The sequence below is a fragment of the Pantoea sp. genome, assembly GCF_028283705.1.
Classification (GTDB): domain Bacteria; phylum Pseudomonadota; class Gammaproteobacteria; order Enterobacterales; family Enterobacteriaceae; genus Pantoea.
In genome coordinates this window covers 121924-140828 of the sequence record NZ_JAPWKD010000002.1, presented here as the reverse complement: position 1 = coordinate 140828, position 18905 = coordinate 121924, and the positions used below count along the sequence as shown (strand labels likewise).

The window sequence follows — 18905 nt, the reverse complement described above, 5'->3', positions numbered from 1 at the left end:
AATCTTTACAGCACTGCCACAATCGCTTCGCACAACGCCGACATATTGTCTGGCGTCATCCCGGCGACGTTAACGCGACCGGAATTCACCGCATACACGCCGAACTCTTCACGCAGACGCACCACCTGATCTTTTGTCAGGCCGCTGAACGAGAACATGCCGTTCTGCTTAATGATAAAGCTGAAATCCTGCTGTGCGCCGCTCGCAGCCAGTGTGTTGACGAACAGCTGACGCATGCGCTGAATACGCTGGCGCATATCAGTCAACTCCTGCTGCCAGATGGTACGCAGGGCATCGTTACTGAGGATGGTCGCCACGATGGCTGCACCGTGGGCAGGCGGGTTGGAGTAGTTGGCGCGAATGCTGTATTTCACCTGGCTGAACGCGGTTTTTGCCACATCGCTGCTAGCGGCCACCAGTGTCAGCGCACCGACACGTTCATTGTACAGACCAAAGTTTTTCGAGTAAGAGCTGGCAACAATCAGCTCCTGATGGGAAGCAGCAAAAATGCGTAAGCCTTCTGCATCTTCATCCAGACCACGGGCAAAGCCCTGGTAGGCGAAGTCAAACAGCGGTAGCCAGCCGTTAGCCTGAGACAACGCAGCCAGTTGCTGCCATTGTTCTGCTGTCGGATCGATACCGGTAGGGTTGTGGCAGCAGCCGTGGAACAGCACCACATCACCCGCTTTGGCTTCACGCAGGGATGCGACCATGCCGTCGAAATCCAGCGTATGGTTGGCCGCATCGTAATACTGATAATCACAGACTTCGAGGCCCGCTGCGTTAAACACATTTTTGTGGTTCGGCCAGCTTGGATTGCTCACCCACACACGCTTCACGCTGGTCTGATTCGCGAGGAAATCTGCCGCTACACGCAACGCACCCGTACCACCCGGTGTTTGAGCGGTGCAGGCTCGCCCAGTGGTCACCAGCGTGCTCTCTTTGCCAAACAGCAGTTCCTGGGTACAACGCGCGAAATCAGCCAGGCCATCAATGCTGAGGTAATTTTTGGTGGTTTCGTTTTCCAGCAAATATTGCTCAGCTTTTTTTACACTGGTGAGTACCGGGGTCTTACCGGTTTCATCTTTATACACACCAATGCCAAGGTTGATTTTATTCGGGCGGTCGTCGGCGCGAAACAGGTCGGCCAGACCAAGGATAGGATCGGCGGGTGCGGCAGAGATCGATTCAAACATGAGTGAGGTCCAGTTGCGTGAACTTTAGCAAAATGAGCTATCAGGTTAGCGTCAGATGGCACGCTTGCCAACCGCTGAGACGAAAAAGAAATAATACAATGGTGGGGATTAATGCTGCTTATTTTGAAGCGGATCACTGAAATGCAAAACGGAGCCATAAGGCTCCGTTTTAAGGTATTACACGGTGCTAATCGACAGATTAGAACTGGTAAACCAGACCTACTGCTACGATATCGTCGGTGTTCAGACCCAGCGGGTTGTCATCGTTCAGCAGGTTGATTTTGTAGTCTACGTAGGTAGACATGTTTTTGTTGAAGTAGTAGGTAGCGCCCACATCAACATATTTGTACAGGTCAGCATCGCCGATACCTTCGATGTCTTTGCCTTTAGACTGAACATAGGCGACAGACGGACGCAGACCGAAATCGAACTGGTACTGAGCTACGAATTCGATAACCTGAGATTTGTTAGCAAAACCGTTCGGGTTGCTATCGTCAGCCAGGGTGATGTTGCTGTTAGAGATGTAGGTCGCGTTACGTGCTTCGCTGTACATCGCTGCCAGGTATACGTTGTTCGCGTCATATTTCAGCGCAGTAGCCCACTGCTGAGCTTTGTCGCCACTACCGTAAGCCATTGTGTTCTGCGCATTAGTGCGATCGCCGGATGCATAAGCACCTACGATGCCAATACCGATCGGAGAGGTATAGGAAACTGAAGTACCCCAGCCGTCACCGTTTGCACGACGCGGGTCGTCAGTACGGTCGTTTTTACCCTGGTATTGCAGAGCAAAGTTCAGACCATCAACCAGACCGAAGAAGTTGGTGTTACGGTAGGTTGCCAGACCGGTAGAACGGCCAGCCATGAAGTTGTCAGAGTAACCGGAGTCGCCACCGAATTCCGGCAGCATATCGGTCCAGCCGATTGCATCGTAAACTACGCCGTAGTTACGACCGTAGTCGAAAGAGCCTGCGTCAGCGAATTTCAGACCAGCAAAGCCCAGACGGGTTTTGTTGCCTGACTGCGCGTCAGAACCGCCTTCAGAGTTGTTAGCCTGGATGTTGTATTCCCACTGGCCGTAACCGGTCAGCTGGTCGGTGATCTGAGTTTCACCTTTGAAGCCGAAGCGCACGTAAGACTGGTCGCCATCGTTGCCTGAGTCGTCAGAGAAGTAATGCAGACCATCAACTTTACCGTACAGGTCTAATTTGTTGCCATCTTTGTTGTAGATTTCTGCTGCGTTTGCTGCACCAGCAGCTAACAGAGCAGGGATAACCACTGCAAGAATGTTGCGCTTCATCATTTTTTATTACCCTCATTGGAGTTATTTGGACACCTGCCACTGCCGTCAAGAAACCTTTACGGGAACCTTGAAAGAAGTTTGGTGTCTCCTGTGTCTGCACGCATCTTTCCATCCCGGGGTTGGTAATTCTACCTCGAAAATGCTACTAATCTCGCAATTAAGTATCAAAAAGAAAATATGTATTACAAGATGTAAAATATCGGGAACTTTGTGAGAGAACTCTAAATTTACAAAAATAAAAAAAGGCCGGCAAAGCCGACCTCGTTATATATATGAATTACTTATAATTAATCGCGGATTTTAGAAATTGGCGTTACGCGGAGTACGCGGGAAGGGGATAACATCCCTTACATTTTGTACGCCGGTGACATAGGCGATTAATCGTTCGAAACCTAAACCGAAACCGGAGTGCGGCACGGTGCCGTAACGACGTAAGTCACGGTACCACCAGTAATCTTCTTTGTTCAGACCCATCTCAGCGAGGCGGGCATCCAGCACATCCAGACGCTCTTCACGCTGTGAACCCCCGATGATTTCACCAATGCCAGGCGCCAGCACATCCATCGCCGCAACGGTTTTGCCATCTTCGTTCATACGCATATAGAAGGCTTTGATATCTTTCGGATAGTTTTTCACCACCACCGGAGCCTTGAAGTGTTGCTCGGCAAGATAACGTTCGTGTTCTGACGACAAATCCACGCCCCAGGCGACCGGATTTTCGAAGCTCTGGCCGCTTTTCAGCAGAATCTCGATGGCATCGGTGTAGTCCACCTGCGCGAAATCTGCATTAACAAAACGTTCCAGGCGCGAAATCGCATCTTTGTCTACGCGCTCGGCAAAGAACGCCAGATCGTCGGCTCGTTCTTCCAGCACCGCTTTAAACACGTACTTCAGCATGGCTTCAGCCAGCGCTGCCGCATCATCCAGGGTGGCAAATGCCACTTCCGGCTCCAGCATCCAGAATTCGGCCAGATGGCGGCTGGTATTGGAGTTTTCGGCACGGAAGGTCGGGCCAAAGGTGTAGACCTTCGACAGCGCACAGGCGTAGGTTTCACCGTTGAGCTGGCCGGATACCGTCAGGAAGGCTTCTTTACCGAAGAAGTCTTTATCGAAGTCAATTTTGCCCTGCGGATCGCGTGGCAGGTTTTCCAGATCCAGCGTCGAAACGCGGAACATTTCGCCAGCACCTTCGGTATCGGACGCAGTGATCAGCGGCGTGGAAACCCAGAAGTAACCATTCTCATGGAAAAAACGATGCAGTGCCTGGGCCAGGGTATGGCGGACACGCGCGACTGCGCCAATCAGGTTGGTGCGCGGACGCAGGTGCGCCACTTCACGCAGGTATTCGATGCTGTGGCGTTTCGCCGCCATCGGGTAGGTGTCCGGATCGTCAACCCAGCCAACTACTTCCACGTTGGTGGCCTGCAATTCAAACGCCTGGCCTTCACCCGGTGATTCCACCACTTTGCCGGTAATGATGACCGAGCAACCGGTGGTCAGACGCAGCACTTCGTCCTGATAATTATTCAGAGAATTATTGACGACAGCCTGAACGGGATTAAAGCAGGAACCGTCATAAACGGCGATAAAGGAAAGACCGGCTTTGGAATCTCTTCGGGTACGCACCCAACCACGTACGGTGACTTCACTGTCAACCGCGACACGGCCGTGTAGTACATCCGCTACAGGCACTACGCTCATAAATTTCTCTCTTTATATAGATGAAGTAATGTAATCCCCCATTTGGGGTTTTGCTATGTTACTTGTGAGCCATCAGGAAACAAGCAAAATTGCCGGGTCAGAGGGAGATTTGTTGCAGAACAGCAGGGTGCGGGCACCCTGCTGTATAAAGGTCAGCTGGCTCTTTTCACCAGCGGCAGGTCAAAGGCTTTACGCAACGCCCGTACGAAGGCTTTATCCTGGCAGATGGTTTTACCTGGGCTGTCGGAAAGTTTCGCCACCGGTTTGCCATTGCAGCTCACCAGCTTGATCACGATATTCAGCGGCGTCACCCCTGGAATATCGCAGGTCAGACGCGTGCCGATACCAAACACCACATTGGCGCGCTGGCCAAAATGACGGTACAGCGCCAGCGCTTTATCCAGGTCGAGGTTGTCCGAGAACACCAGCGTTTTGCTGCGTGGGTCGATATCCAGCCGCTGATAATGCGCAATGGCTTTCTCACCCCATTCCACCGGATCGCCCGAATCATGGCGCAAGCCCTGATAGCGGTGAGCAAAGCCGGGGCCAAAATCACGCAGAAATGCATCCATGGTGATGCAATCGGTGAGGGCGATGCCGAGCTGGTCATCATATTCGTCCAGCCAGGATTGCAGCGCCGCGCGCTGACTGTTGGCAAGAACCGGGCTAATCTGCTGATGCGCCTGGAACCATTCATGTGCCTGGGTGCCGACCGGGTTGAGCTGCAGACGGCGCGCCAGGTCATAGTTACTGGTGCCAACCAGCCACGGGAAATCCTGTTTCAGCGTGCTGACAATCGCTTCCTGCACCGGTTGTGAAAAGCGGCGACGGGTGCCAAAGTCCATCAGATGGAATCGGGACATATCCAGATCGCCCACTTTCTGCCGAAAATCAGCCAGCTTATGCTGCAGATGCGTGACCGCCTGATCTACGCCGATGTCCGGCGTACGATGATGGTGCACCACTTCGCTGATCAGCGCCAGCAGCGGCACTTCCCACAGAATCACTTCACGCCACGGACCGCTAATCTGAATGGCGAGTTTGCCGTGGTCATTACGCACCACAACCTGGCCGGGATTAAAGCGGAAACCGCGCAGCCAGCTGAGGTAGTCGGCGTCAAAGAAGGGCAGGGCAGAAAGGTAACGATATTCCTCTTCGCTCAGGGCGAGGGATTGCATCGCATCGATATGGGTACGGAGTTCGTCCGCGTAGACGCCGAGCAACTCAGCGCCACGGCAGCGAAACTCCGCCGTGACCGGGACATCGTAATAACGATGATATACGGCCTGCTGCATATGAAGCTTGTAGGCATCGGTATCAAGCAGCGTGGTCAAAATCGGGGAAGCGTGTCCTGTCATGGTGCGTTTCAGCATCCTCTTCCGCGGAGCATAGCCCGGTGTTCAACAAAGTCATAAAGACGCAGGAGTATAAAACAGTAATAGACCGCGATCACACCATATTTGCGGGTAGCGGGTCGAGGGTCATTTGTGCCATTGTTAATAAATTGTAGCATTTTCTGCTAAGGCACGCATTGTGCGTGGCAACTGAGGCACAACACGCTTAGACTTTGACGGGTAAACATTTTAACGATGCGAGAAGGATTTATGACGCAACAGCCGCAAATTAAATATCGTCACGACTACCGTGCGCCTGATTTCACCATCACCGATATCGATCTGACGTTTGAGCTTGATGCGGCCACCACGCGCGTCACTGCCGTAAGCCAGGTGAAGCGTTTAGGGAATAGCCAGGCCGAGCTGCGTCTGGACGGAGAAGACCTCACGCTGGTGTCACTGGCGGTAGATGGTAATGCCTGGTCGCATTATCGTGAGGAAGAGGGCGCGCTGGTGCTGAGCCAGCTGCCAGACAACTTTACCCTGACCATCATCAATGACATCCATCCAGATAAAAATACTGCCCTGGAAGGGCTGTACCAGTCGGGTGAAGCGCTGTGTACCCAGTGCGAAGCGGAAGGTTTCCGTCACATTACCTGGTATCTGGATCGCCCGGACGTGCTGGCGCGCTTTACCACCACTATTATTGCGGATGCGGCACGCTATCCGTTCCTGCTGTCCAACGGTAACAAGATGGACAGCGGTCGCCATGAAGATGGCCGTCATTGGGTGAAATGGCAGGATCCGTTCCCAAAACCCTGCTATCTGTTTGCGCTGGTGGCCGGTGATTTTGACGTACTGCGCGACAGTTTTACCACCCGTTCAGGGCGTGATGTGGCGCTGGAGATCTTCGTCGATCGCGGCAACCTGGATCGTGCTGACTGGGCGATGACCTCGCTGAAAAACAGCATGGCGTGGGATGAAGAGCGTTTTGGCCTCGAATACGACCTCGATATCTTTATGATCGTCGCGGTGGATTTCTTCAATATGGGCGCAATGGAGAACAAAGGCCTCAACGTCTTTAACTCTAAATATGTGCTGGCGAAAGCAGAAACCGCCACCGACAAAGATTATCTCGGCATTGAAGCGGTGATCGGCCACGAATATTTCCATAACTGGACCGGCAACCGTGTCACCTGCCGCGACTGGTTCCAGCTCAGCCTGAAAGAAGGGCTGACGGTGTTCCGCGATCAGGAATTCAGCTCTGACCTTGGCTCGCGAGCGGTCAATCGCATTGATAACGTCCGCGTGATGCGTGGTGCGCAGTTTGCTGAAGATGCCAGCCCGATGGCACATCCCATCCGCCCGGATCAGGTGATTGAGATGAACAACTTCTACACCCTGACGGTGTATGAAAAAGGTTCTGAAGTGATCCGTATGATGCACACCCTGCTGGGCGAAGAGAATTTCCAGAAGGGGATGCAGCTGTATTTTGAGCGTCACGATGGCAGTGCCGCGACCTGCGACGATTTTGTTCAGGCGATGGAAGATGCTTCCAATGTCGACCTGTCGCAGTTCCGCCGCTGGTATAGCCAGGCGGGTACGCCGGTGCTGACGGTGCGTGATGATTACAACCCGGAGCTGGAGCAATATACGCTGCATGTGACCCAGCACACGCCGCCCACCGCCGAGCAGAAAGAAAAGCTGCCGCTGCATATCCCGCTGGATATCGAACTTTACGATGGCGAAGGCAAGGTTATCCCGCTGCAACATAATGGCCATCCGGTGCACCATGTGCTGAACGTAACCGAAGAGTTCCAGAGCTTCGTGTTTGATAACGTCTATTTCCAGCCGGTGCCATCACTGCTGCGTGAATTCTCTGCGCCGGTGAAGCTCGACTATAAATGGAGCGATGCACAACTGACGTTCCTGATGCGTCACGCGCGTAACGATTTCTCGCGCTGGGATGCGGCGCAGAGCCTGCTGGCGACTTACATCCGTCTGAATGTGGCGCGTCATCAGCAGGGGCAACCGCTGTCGCTGCCGCTGCATGTGGCCGATGCTTTCCGTGCGGTACTGCTTGATGAGCAGGGTGACCCGGCGTTGATGGCGCTGATCCTGTCACTGCCGTCAGAAAATGAAATCGCTGAGTTGTTTGAGGTGATTGATCCACAGGCGATTGCCGAAGTCCGTGAAGCGCTGGTACGCACCCTGGCCAAAGAACTGAGTGATGAGTTGCTGGCGGTTTATCGTGCCAATCAGAGCAGCGCATACCACATCGAGCATGCGGAAATCGGTAAGCGCGCGCTGAAGAATGTGTGTCTGGGCTATCTGGCGTTTGCCGATGCGGAACAGGCTGACCAGCTGGTGCAGGCGCAATATCAGCAGGCCACCAATATGACCGATGCACTGGCTGCGTTGTCTGCGGCGGTTGCCGCTCAGTTACCGTGCCGCGATGCGTTACTGGCGGCGTATGACGAGCGCTGGCATCAGGATGGCCTGGTGATGGATAAATGGTTCGTGTTGCAGGCCACCAGCCCGGCGGCTGACGTCCTGAGCAAAGTGCGGGCGCTGTTGCATCATCGTTCTTTCACCATGGGCAACCCGAACCGTATCCGTTCACTGATTGGTGCGTTTGCTTCGGCGAATCCAGCGGCATTCCATGCCAAAGATGGCAGTGGTTATCAGTTCCTGGTGGAGATGCTGACCGACCTCAACACGCGTAACCCGCAGGTTGCTGCGCGCATGATCGAGCCGCTGATTCGTCTGAAACGTTACGATGCAGGCCGCCAGGCGCTGATGCGTCAGGCGCTGGAGACGCTGAAAGGGCTGGATAAACTGTCCGGGGATTTGTACGAGAAGATCACCAAAGCTCTGAATGCGTAATTAACCGTAGCGGCGCGATTTATCGCGCGCCTTTTAAAACAGCGCAATAAATTGCGCCGCTACAGGTTCCATTAACGTTGCTGCGCAAACCGCAACGGTTGCTCGGTGGCGCTGCGCTTCATTACCCGATCCAGCACTTCCGCTTCCAGCTCGGCCAGCCGGGCAGAGCCGCGACGGCGTGGGCGCGGTAGATCAACCGTTAAATCCAGTCCGATCTGGCCTTCTTCAATCAGCAACACCCGATCCGCCATGGCGACTGCTTCGCTGACATCGTGGGTGACTAAAAGCACCGTGAAATTATGTTGCTGCCATAACGATTCAATCAATCCTTGCATCTCAATACGCGTCAGCGCATCCAGCGCCCCGAGAGGCTCGTCCAGTAACAACAGGCCGGGACGATGAATCAACGCACGCGCCAGCGCCACCCGCTGTTTCTGACCACCAGAGAGCGCCGCCGGCCATTCATTGGCGCGTTCCGCCAGGCCTACTGCCTCCAGCGCTTCCCGTGCACTTTCACGCCAGGCGCGGCCTTTCAGCCCAAGGCCGACGTTATCGATCACCTTTTTCCACGGCAGCAGTCGGGCGTCCTGGAACATCAGGCGGGTATCCTCCCGCGCGGCCGCCAGTGGGGCATTTCCCGCCAGCAATTCACCGCGGGTGGTGGATTCCAGCCCGGCCAGCAGGCGCAGCAGGGTACTTTTGCCACAGCCGCTGCGACCCACAACCGCGACAAATTGTCCTGCCGGGATATGCAGGTCGATATTATTCAGGATGGTACGGTCGCCATATTGTTTGCTGACGCCGTTAACGCCCACCGGTGTGCCGCTGTTCAGGCGCGCCGGGGTGAGGGTTGCAGTGCTCATGCGTTAGCCTCCTTCAGTTGATAAGCCGGATGCCAGCGCAGCCATACGCGTTCCAGCAGTTGTGCCGCGACATCGGCCAGTTTGCCGAGCAGGGCATACAGAATGATGGCGACCACCACCACATCGGTTTGCAAAAACTCACGGGCATTCATCGCCAGATAGCCAATGCCAGAGTTGGCGGAAATCGTTTCGGCCACAATCAGCGTCAACCACATCAGGCCGAGCGCAAAACGCACGCCTACCATGATGGAAGGTAGCGCGCCGGGCAGGATCACCTGAATAAACAGGCTCCAGCCGGAGAGGCCATAGCTGCGCGCCATTTCCACCAGACCACGATCGATATTACGGATACCGTGGTAGGTGTTGAGATAAATGGGGAACATGGTGCCGAGCGCGACGAGGAAAATTTTTGCCGCCTCATCAATGCCGAACCACAGGATCACCAGCGGGATCAACGCCAGGTGCGGCACGTTGCGCAGCATCTGCACTGAGGTATCGAGCAGGCGCTCCCCAAGGCGCGAAGTGCCAGTAATCAGACCCAGCACCAGGCCAATGGATCCGCCGATACCGAAACCAATCGCCGCGCGCCAGCTGCTGATGGCGAGGTTCTGCCACAATTCACCGCTGGCGGTGAGACGCCAGAAAGTGATCAAAATATTCTCCGGCGATGGCAGGATACGCGTCGACAGTAGCCCGATTTGTGATGCCAGCTGCCAGACCACCACCAGCAGCACTGGCAGCAACCACGGCAGGAAGGCGTTACTGAGCTGTTTCCTGGACATTATGTGCTCCTCAACGCTGCGCGACTTTCTGCGGCATATAGTCATTCCCTACGGCTTCACCGTGCGGCTGAATGTTACGCGGCTGAGGAATCTGCGGCACTTCGAGGTCAAGATGCGGGAACAGCAACTCACCGACGCGATACGCTTCCTCCAGATGCGGATAGCCGGAGAGAATAAAGGTCTCGATGCCGAGATCTCTATATTCCTGCATGCGTGCGGCCACTGTCGGGCCATCACCGACTAACGCCGTACCGGCACCGGTCCGCGCCAGGCCAACCCCGGCCCACAGATTCGGGCTGACTTCCAGCTTGTCACGGCGGCCACCGTGCAGCGCCGCCATCCGTTGCTGGCCGACAGAATCGTAACGCGCGAACCCTGCCTGTGCTTTGGCGATGGTGGCGTCATCCAGATGAGAAATCAGCTGATCGGCTGCCCGCCACGCTTCTTCGTTGGTTTCACGCACGATAACGTGCAAACGAATGCCAAAACGTACTTTGCGGCCCTGCGCCTCGGCTTTGGCACGTACCTGGGCAATTTTCTCTTTCACCAGTGCCGGTGGTTCACCCCAGGTGAGATAGACATCAACCTGTTCTGCGGCCAAATCCTGCGCGGCATCGGAGGAGCCACCAAACCACAACGGTGGGCGCGGTTGTTGCACCGGTTTAAACAGCAGGCGAGCACCGCGGACTTTGACGTGTTTGCCGTCATAATCGACGGTTTCGCCTTCCAGTACCCGACGCCAGATACGGGTAAATTCGGCGGACTCAACGTAACGCTCGCGGTGATCAAGAAACACGCCGTCACCTTCCAGTTCTTCCGGGTCGCCACCGGTCACCAGGTTAAACAACACGCGACCATTGGAGAGGCGATCGAGGGTCGCTGCCTGACGCGCGGCCTGCGTGGGGGAAATCACCCCTGGGCGCAGCGCGACCAGAAAACGCAGACGCTGCGTGACCGGAATCAGTGACGCCGCGACCAGCCAGGCGTCTTCGCAGGAGCGCCCGGTCGGAATCAGGACGCCACCAAAACCAAGGCGGTCGGCAGCCTGCGCCACCTGTTGCAGATAAGCATGATCAACCGCACGTGCACCTTCGGCCGTGCCGAGATAGCGACCATCACCGTGAGTAGGAAGAAACCAGAATACGGATACGCTCATTGTTGACTCCTTAAGGCTGGGCGGACTGTGGCTGCCAGATGCGATCGGCGATGTTCACTTTTACCGGCATCAAATGATTGGCATAAAACAGGTCAGCGGTTTGTTGTTGGGCCTGCGCCGTATGGGCGCTGACCGGCGTAATGGTGGTGGGTGGACGATGATCGAGATAGCTGGCAATCACCGGTTTTGGCAGCCCCATCGCCTGTGCCAGCAGGTCAATACTTTGCTCGCGCTGGCTGCGGGTCAGAGCATCGGCGTCACTGAAGGTTTGCAGTACCTGCTGCACAAAATTGCCATTGGCTGCGGTAAATTTACGAGTGGCGAGATAGAACGAGCCGGTTTGATTCAGCTTGCTGCCATCCGCCAGCACGCGCACGCCGCCCTGCAACAGCGCGGCTGAGTAATAGGGATCCCAGATCGCCCAGGCATCGACATCACCCTGCTGAAATGCGGCACGAGCATCGGCAGGTGTCAGATAAGTGGGCTGGATATCTTTGAAGCTCAGACCGGCCTGCGCCAGCGCACGCAATAAAAGGTTGTGCGAGCTGGAGCCTTTCTGAAACGCCACCTTATGGCCCTTCAATTCGGCCACGCTGTGGATCGGGCTATCTTTCGGCACCAGAATCACCTCGGCTTTTGGCTTGGGCGGTTCCGCTCCGACATACAACAAATCGGCACCGGCCGCCTGCGCAAAAATCGGCGGGATATCGCCGGTACTGCCAAGATCGATACTGCCGACGTTCAGCGCTTCCAGCATTTGCGGGCCAGCGGGAAACTCAATCCATTGGATCTGGGTATGCGGAAAACGTTGTTCCAGCATCTGGTGCGATTTTGCCAGCACCATGCTGACCGAACCTTTTTGATAACCAATACGAAACTGGGCGGGTGCCTCTGCGGCATGCACACTGACATTCAGCGTCAATACCATTGCAAGGCCAGCCAGCCAGCGCGATAGCGTCCTTTTCATATCTCTTCCTTTTATACGGCCTGAGCATAAGGTTGATGGCGGCGATGCAACGCATGCCAGAAGGTATCCAGCGCTTCATCAATGCGTGCGGCCAGCAATTGGTCCAGCTCGGGCTGGCGGTCATAATGGCTAATCTGGTTATCGTCGGCGAAGACGCCGTGCAGCACTTCCTGGGCTTTCAGGGCGTTCAGTACCGGTTTCAGGGCGTAATCCACCGCCAGCATATGGGCCACGCTTCCGCCGCTTGCCAGTGGCAGCACCACTTTGTGCTCCAGTGCACGCTCTGGCAGTAGATCGAGCAGCGTTTTCAGCGCGCCTGAAAAGGAAGCTTTATAAATCGGGGTGGCGACGATCAGGCCCTCGGCACTCGCCAGGTCCTCTTTCAGTGCCTGCAGTGCCGGGGAATCGAAACGTGCATAGAGCAGATCTTCCGGTTGAAAGTTGTGAATATTCCAGGGAATCACTTCGACACCGCGCGCTTCCAGCGCGTGCTGGCACAGGCTCAGCAACGCCGTAGAACGGGAAGGGAATCGAGGGCTGCCTGCCAGCGTAATAACCCGCATAGTCACTCCTTATAACTAAAAGTTATTGATTATCTGATATTGAGAACTGATGACTTAATCCTGACAGAGCGGGGGGCGGGGCTTAAATGATTTATCCGGTAATGGTAAGCCGGAATCTGCAAATGGGCGGGTTATCAATCATTGGATGGCAGAGGAGCGATACGACTATTCCGAAAACCCTGCGGTCACAAAATAGAAATGATTCATTCCGTTTAAGCAATAAAATGCGCTTTGGCGGTTTTATTAGTGTACAGAAGGATAAAAAGTGTATCGGCACCGCGCAGAAGGGATGTCTGCACCATACCAGATTGAAACATGACAATATAAAGAGTCTGGTGAGAATCTCCCATAAAAACAATCATCAAACTGATACCTTCTGTGTTGCACTTATGTCTTTTTGTTTCTTCTGGTATCAAATTCATCCATTTTTTCCTGGTCTGAGAAAAAAGTGTCTGGGATGAATATTCACGTATTTTTGTCTTAAATTACAAATGGCAAGATTTAAGCCCGAAACAGGAAGTAAACCACAACTCAACAGAATAAAAATAAAAACTGCATTCTTCACGGCTGGTAATCATTTAATTGCCTGCTGTCAGGTACGGGAAAAAAACGGAACTGTCAAAACGCCAGAGCTCTGATTAAGCTAGCGCTAAATGATTCTTTTGATGATGCATTCCGTGCGTTCTGGCGCACATGGATGTGATTGCTGTTTTTCTTTTTACCAGGTTGTTAAAAAAGAGAGTGCTTATGTCAGAGAAACTACTTTCCGTTATCATCCCGACTTATAACGTAGAAAAATATATTGTTGAATGTGTGGATTCTCTGTTACAGCAAATATCCGCGCCTAATGAAATCATTATCGTTAACGACAGTTCTACCGATGACACGCTGCATCTTCTTAACCAGCATTATGCCAACCTGCCACAGGTTCAGATTATTACCGTGCCCAACGGCGGGGCTGGGTTAGCGCGTGATAAAGGTATTGAGCTGGCGCAGGGGGAGTTTCTGTTTTTCTGTGACCCGGATGATCGCGTGGCGCCGGGGTTGGTCAGCGAATTACAGCAGGTGGTGCAAACGCATCCGCAGGTAGAGTTGTTCTGTTTTAATTCAGTGGCGTTCGACCATGACCTGCCACACCGCGTTTCAGCAAAAGTGAAACATGAGCTGACGGGGCTGCAACCTGCATCCGAGGTGTTTTCCTCTTTATTACGCAATGGAACCTATACCTCAGCGGCGTGGAACTACCTGTTGAAACGTTCGGTTATCGATAAATATCAGCTACGCTTCCAGCACCGGGTGCATGAAGATCACTGTTTCAGCCTTGGCGCTTTTCTGAAAAGTCGCCATGCCTGGGTCAGTGAGAAAAGTTATTATCAGCAACGTGTCCGTCAGGGGTCATTAACCCATGGACATAAAAATAGTGATTATTTTCTGCAGCGTTACCACGCTTTTATGCAGGCGTATCACGATTTAATGACGTCACTTGAAAAAAATAACCGGCGCAATCAGTTACAAAAAGAATATTTGTTACATTCTTTCCGCCTGATGATTTACCTCTCGCTTTATAACCGCACGCCAGTGCCTTATTACGTGATTAATGCTATTCGTTTTCTTGGCCGTGAAATCAAACCAGCCGGTTTTAAAGAGTGGTTGCTGTTGAATCATCCGGAACTTTTTATCCGTCTGCAAAATTACAAAGTGATTAAAGAGCTGAAGAAAAACAGCCTTATTCCGAAAAGTGTTCCGGTGGTTTGATTGCACCTGGGATAAGTGCGAAAGTCATTACTGGTATAAGCATTAAGGTTGTTGCGTCATGGCAAAAACACTCGATAAGAGTTTAGTAATTAATATTTTATCTTTGCTGGCCTATCGGGGAGCGTCATTTCTCTTTCCTTTAGTCACCTTACCCTATCTGGCGCGAATACTCGGCGTCAATCAAATGGGGGTGCTGGCGCTGGCCATCGCCTGCGTGCTTTATTGCAGCACCATTTCAGACTGGGGTTTTAACGTTTATACCACCAAGGACATTGCTCACCATCGTGAGGATAAAGTCCGGGTGACGCAGATATTCTGGTCAACTTTCAATGCAAAATTGATGCTGATGCTTTCAACCAGCGGCGTGCTGTTACTCGCTACCTGGTTAAATCCGTCCTGGCATTTCCTGTTCTGGATAGTACTGGCGAACTGCACCACGCTGCTGGGGTCGTTGTTCTCCTTTGGCTGGCTGATGCAGGGCTTTGAGAAGCTCGGTAAAACGGCGGTGATTGCCACCTTTGGCAATTTCTGCGCCATCCCGCTGACGTTTCTGCTGGTGAAAACCCCGAACGATACCTGGCTGGCGGCGATGATTCCGGGTGTGGTGTCAATTATCAGCGCGCTGATTACCCTGCGGTTTGTGCTGAAGATGAAGGTGATTGGTCGCTACCGCTTCGAACCCAGTGAAATCATGCAACGCCTGAAAGACAGCGTGCACGTCTTTATCGCCATCGCCGGTGCGAATTTATTTAACAGCGTCAACGTGGTGATTCTGGCCGCCTTTACCTCGCATTATGCCATCGGGATCTATAACGGGGCCGATCGCCTGCGTAAGGCAGCCAACTCGGTGCCGGAACAGATTGGCAACGCGTTTTTTCCACGTGTCAGTTATTTGTTTGCGCGTGATAAGGCAGCAGCCATCGCGGCGACACGCAAAAGTTTGCTGATCTCGTTTCTGCTCAGCTTTGGGATTGTGATCTTCACGTATTTCTTCGCTGATGAAGTGGTCCGTATCCTGCTCGGCCCGGAATTTGTTGCCTCGGCTGACGTGCTGCGTGTGTTTGTGTTGTGTTTCCTGTTTGGCAACATTGCTTACCCGGCAGGATTACAGGTGTTGATCCCCCATGGCCTGGCGCGTCAGCGTATGCTGGTGATGCTCGGCCCGGGTGTCATCAATATTCCAGTCTGTGCCTTTCTGGCGTGGAAATACGGTGCCATAGGCGCGGCATGGTCGATGGTGATTGCCGAATTCCTCGTCTGCGTCGGGATTTTCTGGGTGATGGCTCGCCACGGGATTCTGCGTGAGTATCTGCGTAATCCCTCTGCCACCACCACACCAATTAAAGACGCCGCAAGCTAATGATGATGCAGGTCAATTCGGCCTGCGTTTCCTCGCGCTGCAATTTACTTTTGTGCCAGAGGCCATTACCATTCTGGCGCACAATTTCCCGTGCACCCCGACTTTCACGAAGCTTCCGCCATTCAGGAGAGTGCATGTTATATCCTATCGTCCGGCCGGCGCTGTTTAAGCTCGATCCAGAGCGTGCGCACGAACTCACCTTGCATCAACTGCGTTTTATCAGCGGCACCCCGCTGGAAGGGTTTATCCGCCAGTCTTTACCCGCGCGTCCGGTTAACTGCATGGGGCTGACGTTTCCCAATGCCCTTGGACTGGCAGCCGGCCTCGACAAAAATGCAGAATGCATTAATGCCTTTGGTGCGATGGGTTTTGGTTTTGTCGAAGTGGGTACCGTCACACCGCGCCCGCAACCCGGTAATGATAAGCCGCGTATGTTCCGCCTGGTGCAAGCGGAAGGGATTATCAACCGTATGGGATTTAATAATCAGGGTGTCGATTACCTGGTTGAGAACGTTAAAAAGGCGCATTTTAAAGGAATTCTTGGTATCAATATTGGCAAAAATAAAGATACGCCGGTCGAGCAGGGGAAAGATGATTATCTGACCTGCATGGAAAAGGTGTACGCCCACGCGGGTTATATTGCCATCAATATTTCCTCACCTAACACCCCAGGATTACGCACGCTGCAATATGGTGAAGCGTTGGATGATCTGCTGGCAGCCATCAAATTAAAACAAAAAGAGTTGCAGGAACGGCATCTTAAATATGTTCCCGTGGCGGTGAAGATCGCGCCGGATCTTTCTGAAGAAGAGTTGATCCAGATTGCTGACAGTTTAGTTCGCCACGAAATTGATGGTGTAATTGCGACCAACACCACCCTCGACCGTTCACTGGTCAGCGGCCTGAAATACGGCGAAGAAGCCGGTGGTTTAAGTGGTCGCCCGGTGCAGAATCGCAGCACCGAAATCATCCGCCGCCTGTCACAGGAGTTGCAGGGACGTCTGCCCATTATTGGTGTGGGTGGTATTGATTCGCTGGTGGCGGCACGGGAAAAAATTGCCGCAGGTGCCACGCTGGTCCAGATATACTCCGGATTTATATATAAAGGTCCTGGCTTAATTAAAGATATCGTGACCCATCTCTAAGACATTTCCCACATTCCCGCGCCAGGGGGTTTATTTATCCCTCTGGCTCGTTTATATTTTGTCCTGCTGGTGTATTTTTCAGCTTTTTCCTTAGCGTTATTTTCCTTTTGCTGTGAAGCGTAATTTTGCGCAGCGATGAACCACAGGGCACATCATGAAAATCAAACCCGATGACAACTGGCGTTGGTATTTTGACGCGGAGCATGACCGGATGATGCTTGATCTGGCCGATGGCATGTTATTTCGCTCGCGCTTCTCACGCAAAATGCTGACCCCGGATGCCTTTAATGAAAGCGGTTTTTGCGTTGATGACGCCGCGCTTTATTTTACCTTTGAAGAACGTTGTCGTCAGAGTGGATTAAAAAGCGATCATCGCGCCGAGCTGGTATTAAATGCGCTGGTCGCCAGCCGTTTTCTGAAACCACTGATGCCGAAAAGCTGGCACTTCACCAGCCATGCCCACAGCTGGCAACCCGTCACAGGCGATATGGTGGCAGTGACCCTGGCAGACAGCGGTGAACAGGCGCAATTGCTGGTGGTGGAAAGCGGAGAAAATGCCGCGCTTTGTTTGCTGGCACAACATGCGCTGACCGTAGCCGGTAAAGGCATGGTGCTGGGGGATGCGATCAAAGTGATGAACGATCGTCTGCAACCTTGTAAGCCCGAATCTTCCGCCCAGTTTGCCCGGGCGGTGTGACGCGTTACGCCAGCTCGATATCGCCAGCCGGAATACAACTACAGCTCAGGATGGTGCCATCCTGACGCACTGCGCTTTTCTTTAAGGCTTTCACTTCACCTGCTACCAGCGTCATTTTACAGCTGCCACAGATACCGGCGCGGCAGGAGTAGGGAATGCGAAAACCCTGCATTTCAAGCTGTTCCAGCAGCACTTGCTGATTATCTCCGGTAAATTCGGTGCCCTGATAGCCAATGGTGACGTTGCTCAGATTGCTGGTCACAGGGGCCAGGGTTTCCACTACCTGACCGGCACCGTAGCGGCGTGCGGACTGTTTTTCAATGATGGTGACCTGATCGCCAACGCGGATCACGCCACTGTTCAGGGCGATCAAATTCAGACCAAAATCGATATCACCGCTGCCATCCTGGGCGCTACGGAAGCGTTGCAGCGTGGCCAGCGGTTCACCCTGGGGATGTTTCTGCCCGCTTTCGGTGCCGACGGTAGTAAACACGCAGCGGCTGCAGGGCTTCGGCATCTCAAAAGTGATATCGCCAATGGTTAACTTTTTCCAGCTGTCTTCTTCCCACGCCTGCGCGCCGCTGACCACCAGGTTAGGGCGGAACTGTTCGACACGAACGCTGGCCGGGCAACGTTGTTGCAGATCCTGCAATGAAGCCATATTGACCAGCAGATAAGGAAAACCATCCGCAAAACTGAGCGGCACCTGATCAAAGCGTTTTACCCGGCGGGTCGGCTGCGATCCGGTCCAGCGCAATTGGACCGGGCGAGGGAAAAAGCCACTCAGCCATTGGTTGATCTCTGCCGGGGCGATGCGTGAGGTGAAATGGTTACCCCAGACTTCAGTAGGGGCGTCTACGGCAGCAAAATCAGCAAAGCGGATTAACGCCTGGCTACCGTCCGGTGCCTGCAAAAACAGGCCATCGGGCAGCAGCGCAGGGGTAAAACGCACCATTTCCGGATACTGCCGGGCAGTGATAAAGGTGCCATCGGTTTCGGTAACCATAAAGATGCGGTCAAAGGCCAGGCCACTCTCCATTACCTGGGCATGCGACAGTTGCAAACCGCGCATTGATTTTACCGGATGGATAAACAGACGGGACAACGTAATCATCACCACTCCCTGAAAGCCGTCATGCTGGACAAAAAGAAGCTAACTTTATGACATAGGACGCTGATTCGCTATAATGCGCAACAATT

General features: G+C 53.5%; 16 protein-coding genes. 5 read left to right on the top strand and 11 right to left on the bottom strand.

Annotated elements, in window-relative coordinates; genetic code table 11:
• Window positions 1-5 precede the first annotated feature (5 nt).
• From PW844_RS01720 to pncB, 4 genes are all read right to left on the bottom strand, one after another.
• Window positions 6-1196 carry an amino acid aminotransferase gene (locus PW844_RS01720; RefSeq protein ID WP_299446103.1) on the bottom strand — a complete coding sequence of 397 codons (1191 nt, stop codon included), beginning with the start codon at window positions 1194-1196 and terminating at the stop codon, window positions 6-8.
• Window positions 1197-1395: 199 nt separating this feature from the next.
• A complete protein-coding gene (gene ompF, locus PW844_RS01715; protein ID WP_299446100.1) occupies window positions 1396-2496 on the bottom strand; it encodes a porin OmpF in 1101 nt (366 codons plus the stop codon).
• Between the two features lie 300 nt (window positions 2497-2796).
• Window positions 2797-4197, bottom strand: a complete 1401-nt coding sequence (asnS, locus tag PW844_RS01710) for an asparagine--tRNA ligase (protein WP_084873720.1) — start codon at window positions 4195-4197, stop codon at window positions 2797-2799.
• A gap of 152 nt (window positions 4198-4349) precedes the next feature.
• Window positions 4350-5570: a nicotinate phosphoribosyltransferase gene (gene pncB, locus PW844_RS01705; RefSeq protein ID WP_299446093.1), complete on the bottom strand. Its 1221-nt coding sequence runs from the start codon at window positions 5568-5570 to the stop codon at window positions 4350-4352.
• Window positions 5571-5801: 231 nt separating this feature from the next.
• On the opposite strand from pncB, the gene pepN reads away from it, so the two are divergent.
• Window positions 5802-8417 carry an aminopeptidase N gene (gene pepN / locus PW844_RS01700; RefSeq protein WP_299446090.1) on the top strand — a complete coding sequence of 872 codons (2616 nt, stop codon included), beginning with the start codon at window positions 5802-5804 and terminating at the stop codon, window positions 8415-8417.
• 71 nt (window positions 8418-8488) lie between these two features.
• On the opposite strand, the gene ssuB is transcribed toward pepN, so the two are convergent.
• From ssuB to PW844_RS01670, 6 genes are all read right to left on the bottom strand, one after another.
• Window positions 8489-9280, bottom strand: a complete 792-nt coding sequence (ssuB, locus tag PW844_RS01695) for an aliphatic sulfonates ABC transporter ATP-binding protein (RefSeq protein WP_299446087.1) — start codon at window positions 9278-9280, stop codon at window positions 8489-8491.
• On the bottom strand, window positions 9277-10062 hold the full coding sequence (gene ssuC, locus PW844_RS01690) for an aliphatic sulfonate ABC transporter permease SsuC (protein WP_299446084.1): 786 nt from the start codon (window positions 10060-10062) through the stop codon (window positions 9277-9279). The genes ssuB and ssuC overlap by 4 nt, the downstream gene beginning before the upstream one ends.
• 10 nt (window positions 10063-10072) lie before the next feature.
• The gene (ssuD, locus tag PW844_RS01685; RefSeq protein WP_299446081.1) at window positions 10073-11218 is read right to left on the bottom strand and encodes an FMNH2-dependent alkanesulfonate monooxygenase; all 1146 of its coding nucleotides are present in this window, start codon (window positions 11216-11218) and stop codon (window positions 10073-10075) included.
• Between the two features lie 10 nt (window positions 11219-11228).
• Window positions 11229-12185, bottom strand: coding sequence for a sulfonate ABC transporter substrate-binding protein (locus PW844_RS01680; protein ID WP_299446078.1), 957 nt, complete (start codon window positions 12183-12185; stop codon window positions 11229-11231).
• An 11-nt stretch (window positions 12186-12196) separates the two neighbouring features.
• A complete protein-coding gene (gene ssuE, locus PW844_RS01675) occupies window positions 12197-12748 on the bottom strand; it encodes an NADPH-dependent FMN reductase (RefSeq protein ID WP_299446075.1) in 552 nt (183 codons plus the stop codon).
• A gap of 212 nt (window positions 12749-12960) precedes the next feature.
• Window positions 12961-13170: a hypothetical protein gene (locus tag PW844_RS01670; RefSeq protein WP_299446073.1), complete on the bottom strand. Its 210-nt coding sequence runs from the start codon at window positions 13168-13170 to the stop codon at window positions 12961-12963.
• A 325-nt stretch (window positions 13171-13495) separates the two neighbouring features.
• Here PW844_RS01670 and PW844_RS01665 point away from each other — a divergent pair, with 325 nt between their 5' ends.
• The 4 genes from PW844_RS01665 (at window position 13496) to PW844_RS01650 (ending at window position 17705) form a co-directional block, all read left to right on the top strand.
• A complete protein-coding gene (locus tag PW844_RS01665) occupies window positions 13496-14503 on the top strand; it encodes a glycosyltransferase family 2 protein (RefSeq protein WP_299446070.1) in 1008 nt (335 codons plus the stop codon).
• 58 nt (window positions 14504-14561) lie between these two features.
• The gene (locus PW844_RS01660; protein ID WP_299446067.1) at window positions 14562-15863 is read left to right on the top strand and encodes a flippase; all 1302 of its coding nucleotides are present in this window, start codon (window positions 14562-14564) and stop codon (window positions 15861-15863) included.
• Window positions 15864-15997: 134 nt separating this feature from the next.
• On the top strand, window positions 15998-17008 hold the full coding sequence (gene pyrD / locus PW844_RS01655) for a quinone-dependent dihydroorotate dehydrogenase (protein ID WP_299446064.1): 1011 nt from the start codon (window positions 15998-16000) through the stop codon (window positions 17006-17008).
• Window positions 17009-17162: 154 nt separating this feature from the next.
• Entirely contained in the window at window positions 17163-17705 is a 543-nt protein-coding gene (locus PW844_RS01650; protein ID WP_299446061.1) for a cell division protein ZapC, read from the top strand.
• 4 nt (window positions 17706-17709) lie between these two features.
• Here the strand turns inward: PW844_RS01650 and PW844_RS01645 are convergent, their stop codons facing one another.
• Window positions 17710-18819, bottom strand: a complete 1110-nt coding sequence (locus PW844_RS01645) for an MOSC N-terminal beta barrel domain-containing protein (protein WP_299446058.1) — start codon at window positions 18817-18819, stop codon at window positions 17710-17712.
• Between the last annotated feature and the right edge of the window lie 86 nt (window positions 18820-18905).